The following is a 19,907-nucleotide window of genomic DNA, read 5'->3' on the forward strand; positions in this document are numbered from 1 at the left end:
TAGCACTGACGATAAGGGTTGGAGTCAACTCCAAGGTCAAGCATTATTTAAGCCATTTCACCAAAATACGGCAAGGCGTATCTTCTCCCCAAAGCTCAACGAAATCCTCTAAAGGCAGGAAACCCATTGCGAGGTAATACGCTAAGGTTTGCGCATAATCAGCATTGCCAGTCGTCGGACTGACCGTTTTTACTTGAACCAACTGCGTGTTCTTTGCTTTCAAATACGCTTCGACCGCTTGATACAAAGCTTGGCCAACACCTTTACGGTGATGATCTCGTGTAACACCTAATACAAACAACTCTGCCGACTCGTCAAAATGCTGTTTGATTGACATAAAACCGATAAGCTCACCATCTTGCCAAGCAGTGACCGTATCGAGCGCTTCAATATCATCGACATACTCTAGCAGGGAATCTTCACGTCCAAACCATTCCGGCAAGGTTCTTAGTACCGCTTCACACGCTTTTCCTAAGCCTCTTTGAGGGCCTTTTATTTCTACCATTTTCTCTCCTTGGCATCGCTCAGTCTAATAAAAGTCGACCGAACATTTCGTTCGACGTATTAAACCTGACACATTGCAATCGAGATATCTTTGAATGACGAAAACTCACCAGTTAAGTCGATAGGTACTACAAGCCTATACTCAAGTAACCCCACACTATCAACCTCATCGGTTAATGCGAGCGCGGCCCATAAAAAAAGCGATGGTAAACAATACGCTACCATCGCTTTCTAACGCTAAATTGGCGAATTATCGAAGTCGGCGCAACACCACACTTTGATCAAGCTCATCGCTCAATGGCTGATAATCAATACCCAAATCAAACACGAACTCTGTAATCAAAGAGCGTGCCGTTTGCAGTAAGGTGTCCGCTTTCCAAGGTTTCTCAAAATAGCTTTCAATGCGCGCATCATTGATCGCTTGAATGGTGTCTTGGTGCGTTGCTTGACCCGTTAACAATATTTTTTTTGTGAACACGAAACGCGCGTCTCGTGAAATTTCAGTCAGAAACTCCACGCCCGTTTGACCCGGCATCACATGGTCCGAAATGATTAAGGCAATATGTTCGCCTTCAGCATCAAGTTCATCAATGAGCTCTAATGCCTCCGCCGCAGATTCGCAGTCTTCAATGTTAAACATCCCTGCTAACGGTGCCAAATCGTTTAATACAGCGCTGAGTACTTCACGCTGGTCATCGACACAAATGATATTGATCTTTTCCATACTCTGTTTCCTTAGCGGATTGGCAATTTAATTCTAAATGTGGTTTTGTCGGGCGAGCTCTTTGTCGCAATGGTGCCGCCATAACTGTTCACAATACGTTGAACAATGGAGAGCCCAAGCCCGAGCCCAAAGGAAAGCCCACCTTTCTTTGTGGTGTAATTGGGCTGAAAAATCTTACGACGCGTCGCTTCGTCCATCATTGGACCATTATTACTGATAGTGATCGCTAATCGGTTATTACTGTGGCGAGTGATGATTTCAAGGTGCGGCTCTTCCGTGTCTTCCATCGCGTCGCACGCATTTTTAATGATATTGACCCAGACTTGGACGAGTTCGGTACTGCTTGCCGTAATGGTTGGCAATACCGCTGGGCGCAGCACCACATTGACACGACGGAGGTTGCTTTGCAGTAACGAAAGCGACTTATTGACCGTATCATTAATATCAACGCCGGGCAGCCGCTGCTGATCGGTTCCACCGAGCTGTTTTACTGAACGGACAATGCTGGCCGCATGTTTAGCGGCAAGACGCATATCATGTAAGTCACGCCCCATAGACCAGTAGTGCAATGAATCGGGTAACTGAGTGAGCCAAGCGTCAGGCACTTCACCCTCTGGCACAGCACGCGCCAGCTGTTTCGCGGTTTCCCGTTCGAGACGAAAGTCTGTTTGCAGTGCTTTTGCTCGCGTTCGAACTTCAGACGAGGTCGACGATTGGCCTGACACGACACCTGAGTCAAAAAAGGCAACGCCTTCCGGGTGAGATTCTGCGATTAACTTGGCTAAGTCATCGACCATACTTTCAGTTTTACTGCTCAGAACACCAACAGCATTGTTCAACTCATGCGCTATGCCAGCAGCCAGTTGCCCCAGCGTTGACATCTGCTCAGCCGCATACAAGCTTTCCATCGCTTGTTTCTTTGCAAACGCTTGTAAACCCGCTTGCACTTGACGCCGTGATAGTTCATGAACAATCACTGGCATAAACTGTTCAGACAGCGATCCGTAACTCGCGACATCTTCTGCAGGCGTATCAAAATCTATCCAAGCAATCTCTGAATCTTTATCAGTAATCACAGTGGTCGAAGCCGTTCCGGTGCGCGCAAAGAAACTGTGCACACCAAAAAACATCCCCTCAGAGACCGTAAAAACCTCAGCCGAGACATTCGTGGCATCATCTCTCAAATGGCCACTGAGCTGGCCTTTCTTCACCCAAAACAAGCGATCATTTTCGCCATCTTGCTCTAATACGATCTCGCCACTACTTACGCGCTGGGTGCGTTTAGAGTTGGAAAAATAGACCGCTATGATTCTGTCTAAACCTTGATGGTGTTCCATAGGCACTTAACTAATAAAACCAATCACATTCAGCAACCATACCATGACAAACGCCATCGCTAGACCGCCTACACCAATAATGATGCCGACTTTCGCCATCTGATTGGTATTCACGTTCCCTGACGCATGCGCCAGTGCATTTGGCGGCGTACTGATAGGTAGCGACATGCCTAACGATGCCGCAAAAGCAACGACGAGGATGAGCGTCACTTGTCCCCCTAACGGTGCAAGGTTTTGCATCGACAGGCCGAGCGCAGCCATAATTGGCATGAGTAAGTTAGCCGTTGCGGTATGCGACATGAAGTTAGCCATCAACAAGCATAAGCCAGCGGCACCGACTAAGACGATGTAAGGCGAGAAGTTATCAAATGGAATCGCATTCACCATCAGTGCGGCTAACCCGGTTTGATCTAACGCTAAACCAAGAGCAAAACCACCCGAGACAAGCCACAGGACATCCCATGAAATTTTCTTCAGGTCTTCTTTATTGATGATACCTGTCATCGAGAACACAGCAACAGGGATGAGTGCAACAGTATAAGAGTTCATCCCGTGGCGCGAGCCCATTAGCCAAAGCAAGATGGTGCCTGCAAATGTAATGTAAACCGTAATCGCCTTTGGCGTCTTGAGGAACTTGCCCTTAATATCGAGTTGAATTGTCTCTTGTTTAGATGGATAGAGTTTCACTAAAAGCAGCCAAGCCACAGCCATCAAAATCACCACGTAAGGCACCGCGAATGCCATCCATTCGCCAAACGTGATGGTGTTCTCTCCGGTTAAATAGCTCAAAGCAATCGCATTTGGCGGCGTACCAATTGGGGTACCGATACCACCAATGTTCGCAGCGACGGGAATACTCAACGCAAAAGCGGCTCGGCCCGGGTCATCTTTCGAAAACACCATGATCACTGGCGCTAGAATCGACAGCATCATTGCGGTCGTTGCTGTGTTTGACATAAACATTGAGAAAATCGCAGTGATAATCATCAAACCCAACATGACATACTTTGGTTGATTACCAAACGGTTTTAATAATACACGTGCTAGATTGACATCGAGACGGTATTTCGTCGCTGCCATCGCCAAGAAGAAGCCACCCAAAAAGAGCATGATCATTGGGCTCGCCATGGTGGCCATGATGTCCGATGACTTTAACAGCTCACCCATATGGGGTTCGCCTGCGCCAGCTTTGAAAAAGACCAAACCGTGGTTAGAGACCAAGAGCAACAACAGCATGATCACTGTCACAGAGGTCGCATAAATTGGAATCGGCTCAAATACCCAACTCAACGCCGCAAACAAAAACACCGCAATCACACGTTGCTGAATCACAGTCAGCCCTTCAATAGGGATAGCTGAAGTGGGAATTAACAGGATAAGTAAAGGTATTGCGATGGGAATGATATAGCGAATGTACTGACGCATTATAGGGGTATTCCTTGAAAGATTCCGCTCTGTAACCGCTCGCAAAGCGCTTCCATTGCTTGCTGAGCACTACGGGTAAGTGACCAAGTCCGAATTGGACATTCAACGGCCTGAATTATCCCACAACACTGTTATGGATTTTGGTAACAGATCAAGAAAAGTTCAGATACTAAAAAAAAGTTTACAACATTAAAAATTTAGTTATGCCTAAGCCACTTGCCTCTCGGTATCAGCTTAGGCAAATCATCTTACTTTTTGGCCATCACGTTAATGTTAGGCGCATCGAAATCTGCAGGTTCATCACTGTAAACACACACATTCCACTTCTCGACGAGTCCGCTCTCAGCAAGGCATTGAACTTCAAAGAAAGTTTTAATCTCTAAACGCTCGCAGTGCGCCTCAAACGCAGCCATATCTTGCCAAACTTCGTTAAAGACGATCGGATAGCTTTCACCTTCAGCATAAGGTGAAGGAATATGACGTGTCACTCGATACTCTAGACACCCATCTTCACGCAGCGTGTTTGGCTCTAGCTGCTGTAGAACGGTAAACAGCTCATATAACTTGCCGGGTTTTGGTTGAAATTGAGCCAGACAATACACTTTTTTCGACATAACGTTTCCATACGATAATAAATAAAGAGGGAGTATAATGCCGCCAAATGCAATAAATCGCTACTCTAAGTCACTGTTGTAATTCACCAATGTGTTAAGCCGCATTAAATATGAAATAAAGCTCGCATTCTTTTTAAGCATAAACTACTTACATTAGAAATATGTTCTAACAATGGCTGAATGTTACTTGCATACGTAACGGTTAAACTCCGTTACTACCTTAACAAAGATACATTAATTTCATTGTTAACAATAAGTTGAACAATCATATAGAAGTGAACTCATGGTAAATTATTGCAAAATTGGATTAACATCTACTTTATTAGCACTTCTCTCGGGTTGTGCGACAATGAGTGAATCGGAATGCATTAATGCTAATTGGAGTCTAATAGGCTTCCAAGACGGTGTTAATGGTCGACCTTCAAGTCGCTTAAATGAACACAACAATACATGTTCAAAACATGGCATTTTCCCAGAAACGCAAGAATACATGATTGGTTATCAGGATGGCATTCGTAATTTCTGTACTCCTGAAAGAGGTTATGAACAAGGAAAAGCGGGAAGAGCGCAAGAAATTCAATGCCCTGACGATCTAAAAGTTGACTTTTTAAATGCTTATAACCATGGTTATCAATATTACCTAATCACTCAAGATATCAGAAAAATAGAGTCTCGAATAAAGAAACATAATGATCGATTAAGTAGTATTTCTCGCGAAATTCAAAGAAAAGAATTTAGCTTAGAGAGAGCCGATGACAAAGGTGAGCGCGCTAAGCTTATTAATGAAATACGCCATTTGAGAGATAACCAACGCAGAGTTGAAAATGACAAGCGACGTGATGAAAGAGAACTCAGTCGAAAAAAAAGTGCGCGTTACCCTTACTCAACATTAGTTATTTACTAATTCCTGACGTTCACTGTCATATCGGCGCTGACACAAGAAGGTTAGCGCCATTACTATACTCTCGAGTGAGAAAAAGCCTCTCCGCGCCTACCAACTAACGCTCAGCAATTGTTGAAGTATCATCTAACTGCTCTACTTTGGCTGAGCAAAACGGTGTCAACGGAATATCTGGCTCTAAGATCGCTTCCTCCCTCGCATGACGACACGCTTCGGTGCGACCTATCCGTGCAACTTCACGATTAACCAAATAAAGCGCAAGAATACCAAACACAACCGATCCAACGGCTTGGCCCAGTAATACCCCTTCCGCGCCATACCATTGCGCGCCAACGTAAACAAAAGGTAAGGTGCCCAATGTCGCTTTGCCCATGTTCAGCATGGTGGAGTATGTCGGACGATTGAGATTATTAAAGGCCGCGTTAGAGACGAACAGTGCACCGTTAAAAATAAAAGTGATCGCGACATAGGTGCAGAAAACCCCAACAATGGAGGCGGCTTGAGAAGAAAGACTAAACAAAGCACTGACACTGTCTTGCGCGACATAAAGCACCGCCGCAACCGCGATACAATATAAGCCGACAAACAGCATTGCATCTTTCAACGCCTGCCCCACCCTGTCTATCCGGTGCGCACCAAAATTTTGGCCGACAATCGGGCCAATCGCGCCGGACAAAGCGAATATCAAGGCAAAACTCACCGGCAATATGCGCCCTATAACGGCATAACCCGCAACCGCGTCTTCACCAAACGGCGCTATCGCTCGTGTGACAATGGCATTGCCTATCGGTGTTGCGGTATTTGCAATGATGGCGGGTATCGCAATGGCAGAAATAGCTCCTATGTATTTCCCCATGTTAGACAGCGAAGGGATACAAAATAGCTGATATCGACCTCGTACCACAGCGAAGCAATACAAGAACATCGCCACCCGAGCCACCACAGACGCAACAGCGGCACCTTGCACGTTCATATCAAGCACAAAAATGAAGATAGGATCAAACACCGCGTTCACTCCGCCACCGACTAAGGTCGCATACATCGAACGTTTTGCATCTCCTTTCGCTCGCATCGCCGCAGAGCTCGCCATCGACATAGCAACAAAAGGCGCACTCGGCATCAAAATATAGAGGTAACTTTTTGCTAACGCTGCGATTCGTCCCTCGGCGCCCAACAGCTGCAACAAGGTATCAAGGTTTAGCAACATCAAGGTAGTAACGATAACGCTCACTAACACCGTATATGCCAACGAGCTGGAAAATTGTCCCGGAAGCTTCTCTTCTTCACCTGCGCCAATCGCTTTAGAGAGCAAGGCGCCAACAGCAATCGAGCAACCAATAGAAACAGATGTTGAGAAAAACACTAATCCACCCGCAAAGCCAATAGCGGCGGCTAGTTGGGCTTCACCGAGTAAACTGATGAAAAACATGTCTGCAAGATCGACTAAAAACAGCGCCATGATACCCACAGCGCCAGTACTCGACATCACAACAATGTGTCGCATTGTCGAGCCTGTTAAGAACTTCGCATTCTGCTCAGACATCGTAAACACCACCCGTAAATTGAAGTTCAACAATGAAAAACAGCCCGCTTATCATCGACAAGCGGGCTGATACGCTTTCTTCATTCTACGCTTAAACTGGGTGTTTAAAACAATCACCAAGGTGAGTACTAATGGCTCTAAGCACATCTCTTCGAGTAATTGTGCCGATAAGGACACCATCATCAACCACTGGATAGAGCTTTGGCTTCGCAGTTACCATTTTATCTGCAAGCTCAATGATGGAGTCATGACTCTGTACAGAAAGGACATCACTTTGCATACAATCGCTGACAAGGTTGGTCTCTTGACAAAAATAACCCACCTTCAGCAGTTTGTGGATCATGTCTTGTTCTGAAAGAAAACCCACGACACGTCCAGATTCGTTGACCACTGGCCCACCTGTTTGACGAGAAGCTAACAATTTATCCAATGCTTCAGACAATGACGCCTCTGGCGAAAACGTCACAGGACGCGCATTCATATAATCTCTTACTTTCAATGACTCCATAGAGCCTCCCTAAAATCCTTAATCTGTTCAGGCAGACGGAATCGTACTGTCTGGTCACCTAAGCGCTCACGCGCCACTTCGTTTCTAACTTCTTATAGGGCTTTGCTCTATCACGGCGTAAGGGCTAACGTTTTATTGATACAAAGCAACTTAGGTCTAATTTTGATTGTGGCTGATTTTTTGAGGATTACTAAATTGAAATCACAAATTTCATTAATAGGTTATACCTATCCGTTCTACCCAAGCTAAGAGATATAGTCAAACTAGTGAGAAAACACCGGTGACATCAACAAACGAGGGGCACTGATTCACAATATTCCCCTTCGTCTCACGTTTAATTGCGCCCCATCAGTGTCATACCGACCTCTCGGTAGATCTCTATCATATTGATCGGTTTAGTCAGGTACTTCACGACGTTTAACGTCGCGGCAGTATTGAGCTCATCGATGCGCGAGCTTGAACTCAACATAATTACTTTGATGTCGGGTAAAAACTTCTGTATTTCGACGATCGCGTCCAAGCCTGACAACCTTGGCATGTTCTGATCCATGACAATCAGCTCAGGTTTAAATAACTTGGTTTTTTCAACCGCATCTACCCCATCCAACGCAGTCTCAACGCTAAAACCCACTGCGGTGAGCTTTTTGGCCAGCAAATTGCGAATCATCATGGAATCATCAACCACCAACACGCGTTTACCCAGCAGCACATTGTATGAGTCATCGGTCAGAACAACTTTGAAAATAAGGCTACCCACATCTAATGCCATGATAACAATCCGCGATTTACAGCCATAATAAGGCGTGGTCACAACACTATTCTCTTTGACTTCAGGAGGCGACATACAGGCACTAAACCCATTGTCTTCCCAAGCCGTCAATGTCAACCCTACCGCCGTGTTGAGAAACTCACACAGGTAGTCATCTCGGTGTTCGAGGTCTTCACTTGCGCCCACTTCTTTCGCCAGTGACATCGCGACACAGTTCGCGACCTCAGTATCATCAAAGCAAAAATGCACTGCACCGCTGATGTTCTTTTTTAAATGACTAAACTTGATATTGTACGTTTGAGCATAAATTGAATTCGGCCTTGCCTCTTCCTTAATGATTGTGCGCCTTACATCAATGTTAGCCATATCACTGAGCACCCTTTCAGTTACTTTAGCCATCACATTAATGTATTCATCTTTCATACTAACCCCCTACTGCTGCATGAAAAAGTATATACCCAAACCACCTCAAGATGCAGGATTCAGAAGCGGCCTAGCGCGTCGAAGTCAAGGTAAAGATACCAAGGCAAAGGTGTGAAGGAATGGCTTCCCCCTTTCAAACATCTTTAACGCAGAAATCGGGGCGCTAGTCGCTTCCCGAAGGGCGAGTTTTCTAGGCTCGCCACCGTCGTTACTGTTTTTTGATTTAGTCCACTAGATCTTCAAAACAGTGCCTTGTTGACAAGCCTAGACACTCTCGCTGAACAAGCATCTTGAGGTGGTTTGAGTATATTTCCCAATCCAACATTCTTGATTATAAAACAAAGCATTAGAATCAAACTCAAAAAAGACAGCCATGATTCAAGTCGCAAAAAGTGACACTTTACACAAGTTGACATAAATATCAATTAACCATTAGTTACAGTTAGACATAAGTGCGCTTCACTGTTTGGTAATATTTTGATTTTAATAAGAATAGTACAAATGGATGAAGAAATTGTTCAATGCTAAGTAAACTCTCCAACCAAGGCTTCAGTTTTCATTTAAACCTCTCTGTTAAGAGAAAGACAACAAACACAATAATATCATATACTTACATTTAACCCAGCCAATAAACCCCACCCTTAAGCTAGCGTTAATAATTAATAAAATCAGTAAAAAGAACGCACATGATTATTAAGATAAAAAGCAATAAAATTCAAAAAATAAGTCAAGACGCGCAATTTAACACACCATTATATTGTTGATAGATCTCATTCAAACCAAATTAACACGCTCGTTCAGCAAGAATACCTATTCGAGCTAACAAGACAGTATTTGAAGAGTTATGTGGACTAAATAAACGATAAAGAGACACAAAAAACGACACCTAGCTAAGCTAGGTGTCGGCGTTGGTCTCTTTATTAGGATGAGTAGCGGAAAATTACATCAAGCCCATCATCGCCAGTGCTGCCAATGGAACTTGCGTGCCGTCAGCAAACGTTATATTGCCTTCACCAATTGTCACTTTCGCTTCGTACTGGTCACCGCCATCCACAATGATGCCTTGGTTTAACCACATCTCAAATTGGCCACCCGCCATCATCGCATACATATCAACGAGTTGCTTACCTGCCGCAACGTCAATATTGCCTGAAATCACATCGAGCAAAGCCATGGGATTATCAGAAACACGCGCAATACCTTCAGGCAAGTTCAGTGCCGATTGCAGCGAGATATCACTGCCTTGGAAGTTGACACTCGAATCAATCCCCACTTTCTCAATGCCTTTTGAGAGCAGTAGATCCAGCGCCAACGCCACATCTTGGTCATCGATCATAAAATCAGGTGATTCATAGCCTTGGAATAGCTCAGTCAGCTTAACTAACGCATCGTAATCAAGTCCATTTAAGGCAAAATCCAACTTACCGTTTGAAACCAAGGTCTCTCCCAAAGAGTCTACGGTTGCAAATGTCCAGCTATTGGTGTGATTCAGCTTATTTGTTGCTTCGTCTTTGCTGTTGTTAAGACTGAATGTGACTTTTTCAACATTGAAGCCGTCAGACATGTCGTCAAACTTAATCTGATCAATACTCATGTTTTGAGTACCCAGCCAGAAATGGCCGTCATTGACGCCGTCTACGCTGCCTTTCACTCCGGTCAGATTAGCACTGCCTTCGCCATTCATGTCTTCGAGAACCAAAGAGTTAAGATTAAACTGCGCGGCCCCTTTACCGCTAACATCCGCGTGACCTTCCATGGTCATTGGCGTCATTGTAATCTTCAAATCATCAATCTCTGCGTCAATCTCGTTGACGATCATGTCAAAGACTGTGTCACCACTTAACTGAGTCACCGTGTTGAAGACAAAGGGCTCTACACCTTGTCCCCATAACGTATCCGCAACCGCACGTTGCTCTTCCGTCAGAATTAAAACATTCTCAGAGCTAATTGATGCCAACCCATGCTTGATAGAAGAACGGATCTTCCACTCGGTAGGGAGTTCATCTTGTTCAAAAGTTTCAGCAGTTGAACCAACAAATTTAATCGTACTGATCACTTCGCTCGACAGGTAACCGCGCTGATAGTCGTAACTATACTCATATATGGTCTTCCCTCTATTGGCAAGATACCAATGTCGATAAAAGGGACAGGTTGCTTTCATATATCCGGCCTATGCGTGAAGCTCGTGTGGCTTCTGGCCTTGATGACACTTCGCGCATATAGCCCTTATCAAATTAACGGTTTTGGTAAACCTTTGAGTATATCAGGGTCCCTATATGCTGGTCTTACCTGTTTTCATCTAAACTGCTATCTACGCAATATCTGGTGTGTGACGCTTTAGTTAAATCTTTCTGTTAAACCGCCGCTGGCGCTTTATAGCTTTCTCCTCGACAGATAATGACCCACGCGATACGGATTATCTTATTCGCCAGCGCCACCACAGCCTTGTTAAAACCTCGCCTTTCAACCAGCCGCAATATCCATTGACTAAGCCTGTCTGTTTTGCCATCGGCTCGACTCACAACCGCTCTTGCACCATGAACCACGAATGACCTTAACTGCTGATTCCCTCGCTTTGTAATGCCAAGCAATACCTCTCGACCTCCCGTGCTAAATTGCTTGGGCACTAAACCTAAGGCTGCTGACGCATCACGCCCTCGTTTAAATTGCTCACCACTTCCCATCCAGGCTCTTAAGGAAAAACTCACCACGGGACCAATACCTGGCACTTTTATCAAACGCTGACAAACGTCTTTTTGCTTCACTTTTTCGGCCAACCTTTCGTCGTACCACTGTAGCTCTTCGTCAAGCCTTTCGAGTTGTGTGTATTGCCTGAATAAAAGCGCTCGAAATTCGTCGGTTAAGCCGTTCTCAACATCTTCTAGAATAAAAGGCAGCGATTTACGCAATACCTGACTTCCTCTCGCCAGCACTACCCCATACTCCGCCAGCAACCCTCTCACATGATTGATTAAGCGCTTTCTGTCACTACTCACGTGTTGACGCATGAGCAAAAAAGTTTGGTCGTCTTGCTGCGCTAGGGATTTGACCGCAACGGGGCGAATCGCACCGTGCTGACACGCTTCTGCGATGGCCTTTGCATCGTTATAGTCATTCTTTTGGCCTCGTAAATAGCCTTTCACATGCTGAGCGGGAAGTAATACAACAGAGTGCCCTAGCTGGCCTATTTTTCGTCCCCAGTAATGCGCTGTACCGCATGCTTCCATCGCAATGACACAAGTCTCTAGCTTCGAGAGATAGCCAATGAGCTGTTGTCGATTTAATTTCTTTCTCTCAACTTGCTTACCCTGTTTGTCCAACATGATGAAGTAAAAGTATTCTTTGCTAAATCGATACCAATGGTTTTACACTTATTCATGGTCTTCCCTCGTTTTTAGATAGGCGATTTATCAACGCTATCTTGGCACATTGCGATGCCGATTAGTGCGAGGGAAGACCATTACATCAAACAACTCAGCATAGGTATCATTTACTTTTACGGAGTCTTCAAAGACTGACTGTCCAATATGCCCAACTGCCAAAGGCCAAATTGCTACTAATGCAACCGCACCACCAGCTGCAAGATAACGCTTAATCATAATTATTCCCTTATATAAAAACTGACACAGTGTATACCTAATCAACCTCTCGATATACTCAAACAACCACAGGATTCAGAAGTAATCTAACGTGTCGAACTCAAGCCAAAGGTGTGAAGGCATCGCCTTCCCCTTTCATGCACATTTAACGCAGAAGTCGGGGCATCAATCGCTTCCCATAAAGCGAACCTACTAAGTTCACCAACACCATGACTGTTATTAAAATAGCTGGCTAACACTTCGAAACAGAGCCTTGGGGACGAGCCTGGAAACTCTTGCTGAACAGGCATCTTTAGGTGACCTAAGTATATACTCTGTCGTTGTTTGTCATTTTGTCGATAAAAAGCCGCGTTGATAGTTTTATTATTCTCTCTTAAAGAGATGACAATCCCATTCTTCCCAACGACTTTTTTGAGTAAGTTCACAAAGTTAGCCGTTGTTAAACGAACCACAGGGTAAGTTTTGCACCAAAGTTGTAATCAGGGTCAATTTCACGTTTTGCTATTTCCCGTACACTTAAAACCATGCCTCATGTAATGGAAAGCGACCTTCTTGGCGCCTTATAGTAAGGACACTGTGTGAACCCATTTGTTATTTTATGTTTAACCCGAGACCCCGTGTTACGAGCAAGGCTCCAAGCGGAACTCGGTTTTTTAGATGGCTATTTTGACATTCAGTTCACCGCAGCCAACGACAGTGGCAAAGACAAGATTCACACACTTCACAAGAACAGACAGAAAATCGCCCTATTGATTTGCGATGATAGTGGTGAAAACCTTATCGATTTTCTGGTCTATCTCGAGCAGGTCAATCGCTGCCAGCAGGCAGGCACAATATTGATAAGCGATAACATCAATGTGAATGGTCTCGTCCAAGCCATCAACGCGGGAAAATTGAGTTATGTCCTCTCTAATCCATGGCAAGAGATGGAGCTTCGCCAATCCCTCGTCAAAGAGCTGACTCGCTATGTACTATTGCAACCGCAATGCGACTGGCTCAGCTTTAGTGAGGTTCTCGACCGTCGAAAAATCCACAAGGCCCACATTGATCGCCAAATGAGTCAATATCGCTCAGGCTTTGTCACTGACCCACACAACCTCAACGATGCTCTGCTCGCTGAACAGGTGATCGAAGCGCTGTATGATTTCTTTAATGAAAATGACGAGACGCAGGCTTGCCGGACATATAGCGAAGGGCATATCCTCACTCGCGAAGGCGAACCCAACCATCACCTCTGGTTTATTGCCAAAGGTGAAGTCGCTTTGTACAAGGATGATAAACAGGGCGAACAACATGAAGTTATCCGACATCAAAGTGGTAGCCTCATTGGTGGTATGTCCTTTGTCAGCGGCGATCCTTCCTTCTCTACTGGCGTAACTTTATGCCAAACTCAGGTTATTAAGCTCGATCGCGAACTTTTCAATAAAGTCATCAATTCACGTTCAGACTTACTGCCTTTGTTTACCAACTTACTGCTTCGTCACTTCAACCGACGCATCAAAAATTCGATTCGCACAGAAATGCGCCTTCAGCAAACCATCAAAGAGTTAGAAGTGGCCAGCGAACAGTTGGTGGAGAAAGAGAAGATGGCTATGCTGGGACAACTTGTTGCTGGTGTTGCTCATGAGCTGAACAACCCTGTCGCCGCAATCTTGCGTGGCAGCGAGACCTTGCAAGAGACTATTCCCTACGTCACTGACTCAAGCTTGGATAGAACCAATCAACAACGTGGTAATGAAATCCTCACTATCGCCATGACATCACGGCCGATATCTACCCAAGAAACCCGTAAACGTGCCCGCGAAGTCGAGCCTTTAGTGGGCGATAGAAATTTGGCTAAAAAGCTCGTCAAACTGGGTTTAGATGAAGAACCGAGGCGAAGCGACTGGATTGAGCCTCAGAAAAATCACATCAACGATATCGTCAATGAGTGGGAACACTACTATCAAGTGGGGAGTTTTTTGCGCTCGATCAGTGTCTGTGCCAAGCGCATTGCGGATATGGTAAAAAGCCTCAAGAGTTATGCGAGGCAAGACGAAGAAAGAACCCAAGTCGGCGATATCCATGAAGGCATTGAGGACACGCTAATCATCTTCGAAAATCGCCTCAAGCATCATGTCGTGACGAAAGAATACGCTGACCTACCCTTGTTACGCTGTCGCCCTATCGCCTTGCAACAAGTATGGACAAACCTGATTGCCAACGCACTGGATGCCATGCCACCCAAAGGGGAGATCAAAGTCGTGACACGACAGGAGATAAAACAAGGACAGCCCTATGCAGTTATTGAAATCCATGACAGCGGGTCGGGTATAGAGCCCGAACTACTGAATAAAATCTTTGAACTGAACTTTACCACCAAACGCGAAGGCAATTTTGGTCTCGGGATTGGACTGTCTGTGTGTCAACAAATTGTCCGCGAACACGGCGGACTCATCTCAATGTCTTCAGTGATCAACGAAGGCACCACAGCATCAGTTTCGCTCCCTATTCACCACGAGGAGAACACCCATGAATAAGTACCTGATTTTATGTATTGATGACGAGCGCGAAGTATTGGATAGCGTGCTCAACGACCTAGGTGAATTTGAAAGCCACTTTGCCATTGAGGCCTGTGAAAGTGTCGAAGAGGCGCGTGAAGTGTTGCAAGAGTACCAGCAAGAAGGGACACCATTGGCGCTCGCCTTGTGTGACCACATCATGCCAGACGTCACTGGCGTAGAGTTTTTGATCTCTCTGACTGACCATGACTCAACCCGTCCAGCCCGAAAACTGTTGCTGACAGGGCAAGCAGGACTGGAAGAAACCGTTGAAGCCGTTAACCACGCTAGTCTCGATTACTTTATTGCTAAGCCATGGAAAAAAGAGCAGCTACAAAGCGTGATCACTGAGCAACTCACGACCTATATCATTGAAAATGAAAAAGAGTTAATGCCATGGATTCAAGTACTTGATGCTGAACGTATCCTAAAGGCGATGAGTGATAATCGCACCAGTTTTGGTGAGTAAGCAACCCATTCACACCGCTTATGCAAATGGCAAGGATTTTGCTTTATTTTAAGCGTTAACCCAACATTGCTATGCGAAAGACAAGAATTTGACAGGCTGCTTACTTTCCCTACCGCCTGTCAGTGTCTTTGTCACAATGTTCTTCGACTGACAAAGGTATGACAATCTCTGCCTTGCAGTCGATTCTGGATATCAATAGAATAAGTCGTTAATTTTAGGGAATTTGGATTCAAATATGCGTAAAACACTTCTCGCGATGGGCGTCGTACTGGCAGCTAGCTCTTCCGTCGCTATGGCTGAAAGCCAAACTATGATGAGTAATTTCAGCTACGACTATATGGAAGCACGCATCGGTATCAGTCCAGTCACTTACGGTGGTGCTATCAGTAAGTCGATTCACCCCAATGCGCACCTGATCGCGCATCTTGATACCGAGTTTGAGCGTGACCTTGACCTAGGCGCAGGTGTCGGTTTCCACGCACCAGTGAACAACTGGGCGGACATGTTCGGTGAGCTGAAAATGCGCATGTTTAATGACCGCAACAACAAATCTTCGGGTGACTGGGGGATGGAAATCAACCTTGGTGTACGCCAATGGTTGGGGCCGCAGCTTGAAGTCGCAGGTAAAGTGGGTCACTCCACAGTGGGTAGCGAAGACAAAACTTTCGGTATGGTAACGGGCCGCTTCCACGCCACTGAGCTGTTCTCTATCGGTGTAGAAGGTCGATTCAACTACACTTACGACGATCAAATCATGGTGACAACTCGCTTCAAATTCTAAGAAGTGCACCTGAAATAACAAAGCCTCGCTACTGCGAGGCTTTTTGTTATTTATTACTAAAGCATACACTTAACGATTCAGGTAAGCGCGCACCGCATCGAGATCAGCTTGTGTGTCAACCCCAGCAGGTGGTACTTCTTTCGCCACTTCCACATGAATTTTTTCGCCGTAATAGAGCACACGAAGTTGCTCTAACGCTTCTATTTGCTCCAAGGGCGTGGGTTCCCAGCTAATGTAACGATTAATAAACCCGGCTCGGTAGGCATAGATACCAATATGACGCATTAAAGGTTGGACGATCGCTTTTGGCTCAGTCGCAAAATGGTCGCGATCCCACGGAATGGAAGCACGAGAAAAATAGAGCGCGAAGCCTTGAGCATCAGTGACCACTTTCACCGCATTCGGATTAAAGACTTCATCTTCATGGTCAATGTTCACCGCCAATGTCGCCATTAGAGCGACATTGTTACACGCTAAATTCTCTGCAACTTGGTCAATCACGACAGGAGGAATAAGTGGCTCATCGCCTTGCACGTTGACGACAATCTCATCGTCAGCCAAGGCAAATTTTTCAACCACTTCAGCAAGGCGCTCTGTACCTGAATTATGATCTTCACGAGTCATACAGACCACACCACCAAAACCCTCCACAGCATCGGCAATGCGCTGGTCATCGGTCGCGACAATCACCTGACGCGCGCCGCTTTTACTCGCTTGTTCATACACCCACTGAATCATGGGCTTTCCAGCAATATCAGCGAGTGGTTTCGCAGGAAGTCGACTTGATTGATATCGCGCCGGAATGATGACGGTGAAACTCATGTTGGTTTCACCTCATCAACAGGAATGAGCCGAGCTTCCGTTTCCAACAACACCGGAATACCGTCGCGAATTGGGTAAGCCAATCGATCAAACTTACAAATCAACTCGTTATTATCCTTATCAAAATTCAGCTTACCTTTACACAATGGGCAAGCCACGATTTCAAGCAGTCGGTGATCCATATTTTTCCTTTACTTTATCTAATGCCACACGTAGCGTTTCTGCTACGCGGCTATCCATCTCAGCGTCGACAGGTAAATACCACCAATGAGGTTGAGAAAAGTGGCGACATTTCACTGCATCTTTCTCTGTCATTAGCAAAGGCTGCTGTGATGGCGTTAAATTGTTCAGTGTCTCTGCATCATAGGCTTGATGATCCGCAAAGCCCACCGTTTTTTCCAATGCGATACCTAAGTCAGTCAACGTATCGAAGAAGCGAGGCGGATGGCCGATACCCGCAATGGCGACAGCATGTTCAAAGTGGCTCGCTTCGACTTTTTTGCCTGTTTTGACATTGACAAATCGGCTTGGCTTCAGCCTCATCGCGCATTCATTCTCTTGCGGCTCACCGCCATTGGTGATCAGCAGATCCGCTGTTTTTAACCGCTCAAGCCCTTCACGAAGCGGCCCTAACGGTATGAACTCTTCATTCCCGAACCGACGCTGACCATCAATCACGATCACTTCGATGTCACGTTGCAACGCGTAGTGCTGCAGGCCATCGTCTGTGACGACAATGTTGACGCCTTGTTTTTCCAACTCTGCCACGGCTCTTGCTCGTCGCGGCGCGATAACCACGGGAACACGTGTTCGTTGCCGGATTAACAGTGGCTCATCACCAGCATGTTCGGCTGGCGAGTCCTTTTTTACGACATAAGGGTAATGCGGCGCTTTCGCGCCATAGCCTCGAGAAACGACACCCGGACGATACCCTTGCTGCTTTAACCACTCAACAAGCCATACCACGACCGGTGTTTTCCCATTTCCTCCGGCCGTTATATTGCCTACAACAATCACAGGGACACTTGGGCGATAACTGACGCGCTTCGCTGTTTCAAACTCTAATTTGCGTTTCCGCGAAATCGAGCGATAAACGCGACTTAGTGGCCACAACAAGGGCCACAATAAGCGGTGATACCAACGAGGTTGAAACCACAGCGTCTCTATCATGCACTGTCACCGAACTGTATTTGATGTAACTGTGAATAGGCTCCTTTTAGCGCCAGTAGCTCTTGGTGAGTACCACGTTCAATGATCTCACCTTCATCAACAACGAGTATCTGGTCTGCCCCTTCAATGGTCGACAAGCGATGCGCAATCACGATCGCGGTGCGATCTTTTTGTAGCTCATCTAGCGCAGCCTGAATAGCGCGCTCCGACTCGGTATCTAGTGCCGATGTTGCTTCATCAAGAATAAGTACTGGCGCATTTCGCAATAGTGCTCGTGCAATGGCAAGGCGTTGTCGCTGACCACCCGACAAACTGACGCCATTTTCGCCAATGACAGTATCAAACCCGTTCTCCATATCATTGATGAAGTCGGTGGCGTAAGCCAATTTAGCTGCGCGTTCTATCTCTTCACGGCTGTACTTCTCTTCCGCCGCGTAAGCAATATTGTTTGCGATAGTATCGTTAAATAGATGCACATTTTGCGACACAATAGCGACCTGATCGCGAAGGTTAACCAACTTGTAATCGGTTAGCTTGTGATCATCCAGTGTAATTTCACCACTGTCGATATCATAAAAGCGCGTCATTAGATTGGCGATAGTACTTTTACCTGACCCGCTCCGTCCGACTAACGCGATCGTCTGCCCCGCAGGCAAGTCAAAACTGACATTACGCAATGCTGGCGACTCTTTACTTGGATAAGTAAAGGTCACGTCATTCACTTTGATTTCGCCCTTAGCACGCGCTACCTCAAAACTGCCGTTGTCTTTTTCAGTTTCAAGATCCATCAGACCAAACAACGTTTCACATGCCGCCATACCGCGCTGGAACTGCGAAGTAACGTTAGTTAAGGATTTCAACGGACGCATCAGGCCAAACATAGCGCCAAACACTAATGCAAACGTGCCTGCCGACAGTTGCGAGTGAATCGCTTCTGTATTGGCAAGAATCAAAACCACCACCAATGCCGAAGACGCAATGATCTGAACAATCGGGTTTGCTGCTGCCTGCGCCGTCACCAACTTCATCGTTTGTTGGCGCATGCGATTGCTCACCACTTCAAAGCGGTTTTTCTCTACTTGCTGACCACCGTAACTTAAAACAACCTTGTGTCCTTTTAGCATTTGCTCTGCACTGCTGGTCACAGAGCCCATGGCTTCTTGCATGTTTTTTGACACTTTACGGAAACGTTTGGAAACGATGCCAATCGTCATTGCCACAACAGGGGCAACAACCAATAAAATGGCTGAGAGTTGCCAGCTGTGATAGAACATTAGTGCCATCAAACCAACAATTGATGCCCCTTCTCGCACTATGGTCACCAATGCGCCACTGGTCGAGGCTGCCACTTGCTCTGAATCGTAGGTAATTCGCGACAACAATGAACCGGAAGCTTCCTTATCGAAGTAGCTAACTGGCATTTTCATAAAGTGGTTAAACAACTGGCGGCGAATTTTCATCACGACATGGCCGGAAACCCAATTCAAGCAGTAAGTAGAAACGAATCCAGACAGCCCCCGCAGTACCATTAACCCGATCAGATAGAACGGCATCATGGCAAGAAAGCTAGAATTGAGGTCATCAAAACCGAAACTCTCATCAAGCAGTGGCTTAATCATTGAAATCATTAATGTATCAGCGGCAGCATTGAGTATGAGTGCAATCACTGCTACGACAAGACCGGCTTTATAAACGCTAATGTAGGGCCACAAACGTTTAAACGTCTGCCAGGTAGTTTCGTCAGTTTTGTTGGTCATATGAACTAATTATTAATAATG

The 19,907-nt window shown here is 45.8% G+C and carries 19 protein-coding genes; 4 read left to right on the plus strand and 15 right to left on the minus strand.

The features are described 5' to 3' along the window. Window positions 1-43: 43 nt before the first annotated feature. The 5 genes from TSUB_RS09605 to TSUB_RS09625 all read right to left on the minus strand — a co-directional run bounded on the left by TSUB_RS09605 (window position 44) and on the right by TSUB_RS09625 (window position 4,604). A complete protein-coding gene (locus tag TSUB_RS09605) occupies window positions 44-505 on the minus strand; it encodes a GNAT family N-acetyltransferase (RefSeq protein ID WP_087025731.1) in 462 nt (153 codons plus the stop codon). 249 nt (window positions 506-754) lie between these two features. Next, window positions 755-1,228, minus strand: a complete 474-nt coding sequence (locus tag TSUB_RS09610) for a response regulator (protein WP_087025734.1) — start codon at window positions 1,226-1,228, stop codon at window positions 755-757. 11 nt (window positions 1,229-1,239) lie between these two features. Beyond that, complete coding sequence (locus tag TSUB_RS09615; RefSeq protein WP_087025737.1) at window positions 1,240-2,565, minus strand: ATP-binding protein; 1,326 nt, start codon at window positions 2,563-2,565, stop codon at window positions 1,240-1,242. A gap of 6 nt (window positions 2,566-2,571) precedes the next feature. Beyond that, window positions 2,572-3,990: an SLC13 family permease gene (locus TSUB_RS09620; protein ID WP_087025740.1), complete on the minus strand. Its 1,419-nt coding sequence runs from the start codon at window positions 3,988-3,990 to the stop codon at window positions 2,572-2,574. Window positions 3,991-4,238: 248 nt separating this feature from the next. After that, window positions 4,239-4,604, minus strand: coding sequence for a putative quinol monooxygenase (locus TSUB_RS09625; protein ID WP_087025743.1), 366 nt, complete (start codon window positions 4,602-4,604; stop codon window positions 4,239-4,241). Between the two features lie 349 nt (window positions 4,605-4,953). On the opposite strand from TSUB_RS09625, the gene TSUB_RS09630 reads away from it, so the two are divergent. Beyond that, complete coding sequence (locus TSUB_RS09630; RefSeq protein WP_159064949.1) at window positions 4,954-5,508, plus strand: DUF2799 domain-containing protein; 555 nt, start codon at window positions 4,954-4,956, stop codon at window positions 5,506-5,508. A gap of 94 nt (window positions 5,509-5,602) precedes the next feature. Here the strand turns inward: TSUB_RS09630 and TSUB_RS09635 are convergent, their stop codons facing one another. The 6 genes from TSUB_RS09635 to TSUB_RS09660 all read right to left on the minus strand — a co-directional run bounded on the left by TSUB_RS09635 (window position 5,603) and on the right by TSUB_RS09660 (window position 12,347). Beyond that, window positions 5,603-7,048, minus strand: coding sequence for an MATE family efflux transporter (locus TSUB_RS09635; protein WP_087022962.1), 1,446 nt, complete (start codon window positions 7,046-7,048; stop codon window positions 5,603-5,605). A gap of 91 nt (window positions 7,049-7,139) precedes the next feature. Then, window positions 7,140-7,556, minus strand: coding sequence for a CBS domain-containing protein (locus TSUB_RS09640; RefSeq protein WP_087022964.1), 417 nt, complete (start codon window positions 7,554-7,556; stop codon window positions 7,140-7,142). A gap of 334 nt (window positions 7,557-7,890) precedes the next feature. Further along, window positions 7,891-8,748 (minus strand): response regulator, encoded by an 858-nt coding sequence (locus TSUB_RS09645; protein ID WP_087022966.1) that lies wholly within the window; start codon window positions 8,746-8,748, stop codon window positions 7,891-7,893. Window positions 8,749-9,688: 940 nt separating this feature from the next. Then, a complete protein-coding gene (locus TSUB_RS09650; protein ID WP_221274516.1) occupies window positions 9,689-10,909 on the minus strand; it encodes a DUF945 family protein in 1,221 nt (406 codons plus the stop codon). 193 nt (window positions 10,910-11,102) lie between these two features. Then, on the minus strand, window positions 11,103-12,071 hold the full coding sequence (locus tag TSUB_RS09655; protein WP_246616343.1) for an IS110 family RNA-guided transposase: 969 nt from the start codon (window positions 12,069-12,071) through the stop codon (window positions 11,103-11,105). Window positions 12,072-12,164: 93 nt separating this feature from the next. Beyond that, a complete protein-coding gene (locus TSUB_RS09660; RefSeq protein WP_221274517.1) occupies window positions 12,165-12,347 on the minus strand; it encodes a hypothetical protein in 183 nt (60 codons plus the stop codon). 578 nt (window positions 12,348-12,925) lie between these two features. Between TSUB_RS09660 and TSUB_RS09665 the strand changes: the two genes are divergently transcribed. The 3 genes from TSUB_RS09665 to TSUB_RS09675 all read left to right on the plus strand — a co-directional run bounded on the left by TSUB_RS09665 (window position 12,926) and on the right by TSUB_RS09675 (window position 16,137). Continuing rightward, entirely contained in the window at window positions 12,926-14,866 is a 1,941-nt protein-coding gene (locus TSUB_RS09665; protein WP_087017355.1) for an ATP-binding protein, read from the plus strand. Then, window positions 14,859-15,356 (plus strand): response regulator, encoded by a 498-nt coding sequence (locus TSUB_RS09670; RefSeq protein WP_087017353.1) that lies wholly within the window; start codon window positions 14,859-14,861, stop codon window positions 15,354-15,356. Before TSUB_RS09665 ends, TSUB_RS09670 begins: the two co-directional genes overlap by 8 nt. Before the next feature lie 235 nt (window positions 15,357-15,591). Continuing rightward, complete coding sequence (locus TSUB_RS09675) at window positions 15,592-16,137, plus strand: hypothetical protein (RefSeq protein ID WP_087017351.1); 546 nt, start codon at window positions 15,592-15,594, stop codon at window positions 16,135-16,137. 69 nt (window positions 16,138-16,206) lie between these two features. Here TSUB_RS09675 and kdsB read toward each other — a convergent pair whose 3' ends face one another. The 4 genes from kdsB to msbA are packed head-to-tail and all read right to left on the minus strand — an operon-like array spanning window position 16,207 to window position 19,886. Then, a complete protein-coding gene (kdsB, locus tag TSUB_RS09680; protein ID WP_087017350.1) occupies window positions 16,207-16,959 on the minus strand; it encodes a 3-deoxy-manno-octulosonate cytidylyltransferase in 753 nt (250 codons plus the stop codon). Then, complete coding sequence (locus tag TSUB_RS09685) at window positions 16,956-17,141, minus strand: Trm112 family protein (RefSeq protein WP_087017348.1); 186 nt, start codon at window positions 17,139-17,141, stop codon at window positions 16,956-16,958. The genes kdsB and TSUB_RS09685 overlap by 4 nt, the downstream gene beginning before the upstream one ends. Beyond that, window positions 17,122-18,129: a tetraacyldisaccharide 4'-kinase gene (lpxK, locus tag TSUB_RS09690; RefSeq protein ID WP_087017346.1), complete on the minus strand. Its 1,008-nt coding sequence runs from the start codon at window positions 18,127-18,129 to the stop codon at window positions 17,122-17,124. Before lpxK ends, TSUB_RS09685 begins: the two co-directional genes overlap by 20 nt. Next, window positions 18,126-19,886 (minus strand): lipid A ABC transporter ATP-binding protein/permease MsbA, encoded by a 1,761-nt coding sequence (msbA, locus tag TSUB_RS09695; RefSeq protein ID WP_087017344.1) that lies wholly within the window; start codon window positions 19,884-19,886, stop codon window positions 18,126-18,128. The genes lpxK and msbA overlap by 4 nt, the downstream gene beginning before the upstream one ends. Window positions 19,887-19,907: the final 21 nt, after the last annotated feature.

The organism is Thaumasiovibrio subtropicus (assembly GCF_019703835.1).
GTDB lineage: Bacteria > Pseudomonadota > Gammaproteobacteria > Enterobacterales > Vibrionaceae > Thaumasiovibrio > Thaumasiovibrio subtropicus.

Coding starts and splice junctions, on each gene's coding strand:
- TSUB_RS09605 (WP_087025731.1), bottom strand. CDS start 505: ATGGTAGAAATAAAAGGCCCTCAAAGAGGCTTAGGAAAAGCGTGTGAA.
- TSUB_RS09635 (WP_087022962.1), bottom strand. CDS start 7,048: ATGTCTGAGCAGAATGCGAAGTTCTTAACAGGCTCGACAATGCGACAC.
- TSUB_RS09675 (WP_087017351.1), top strand. CDS start 15,592: ATGCGTAAAACACTTCTCGCGATGGGCGTCGTACTGGCAGCTAGCTCT.
- TSUB_RS09610 (WP_087025734.1), bottom strand. CDS start 1,228: ATGGAAAAGATCAATATCATTTGTGTCGATGACCAGCGTGAAGTACTC.
- TSUB_RS09625 (WP_087025743.1), bottom strand. CDS start 4,604: ATGTCGAAAAAAGTGTATTGTCTGGCTCAATTTCAACCAAAACCCGGC.
- TSUB_RS09660 (WP_221274517.1), bottom strand. CDS start 12,347: ATGATTAAGCGTTATCTTGCAGCTGGTGGTGCGGTTGCATTAGTAGCA.
- TSUB_RS09630 (WP_159064949.1), top strand. CDS start 4,954: ATGAGTGAATCGGAATGCATTAATGCTAATTGGAGTCTAATAGGCTTC.
- lpxK (WP_087017346.1), bottom strand. CDS start 18,129: ATGATAGAGACGCTGTGGTTTCAACCTCGTTGGTATCACCGCTTATTG.
- TSUB_RS09655 (WP_246616343.1), bottom strand. CDS start 12,071: ATGTTGGACAAACAGGGTAAGCAAGTTGAGAGAAAGAAATTAAATCGA.
- kdsB (WP_087017350.1), bottom strand. CDS start 16,959: ATGAGTTTCACCGTCATCATTCCGGCGCGATATCAATCAAGTCGACTT.
- TSUB_RS09650 (WP_221274516.1), bottom strand. CDS start 10,909: ATGAAAGCAACCTGTCCCTTTTATCGACATTGGTATCTTGCCAATAGA.
- TSUB_RS09670 (WP_087017353.1), top strand. CDS start 14,859: ATGAATAAGTACCTGATTTTATGTATTGATGACGAGCGCGAAGTATTG.
- TSUB_RS09685 (WP_087017348.1), bottom strand. CDS start 17,141: ATGGATCACCGACTGCTTGAAATCGTGGCTTGCCCATTGTGTAAAGGT.
- TSUB_RS09615 (WP_087025737.1), bottom strand. CDS start 2,565: ATGGAACACCATCAAGGTTTAGACAGAATCATAGCGGTCTATTTTTCC.
- TSUB_RS09640 (WP_087022964.1), bottom strand. CDS start 7,556: ATGGAGTCATTGAAAGTAAGAGATTATATGAATGCGCGTCCTGTGACG.
- msbA (WP_087017344.1), bottom strand. CDS start 19,886: ATGACCAACAAAACTGACGAAACTACCTGGCAGACGTTTAAACGTTTG.
- TSUB_RS09645 (WP_087022966.1), bottom strand. CDS start 8,748: ATGAAAGATGAATACATTAATGTGATGGCTAAAGTAACTGAAAGGGTG.
- TSUB_RS09620 (WP_087025740.1), bottom strand. CDS start 3,990: ATGCGTCAGTACATTCGCTATATCATTCCCATCGCAATACCTTTACTT.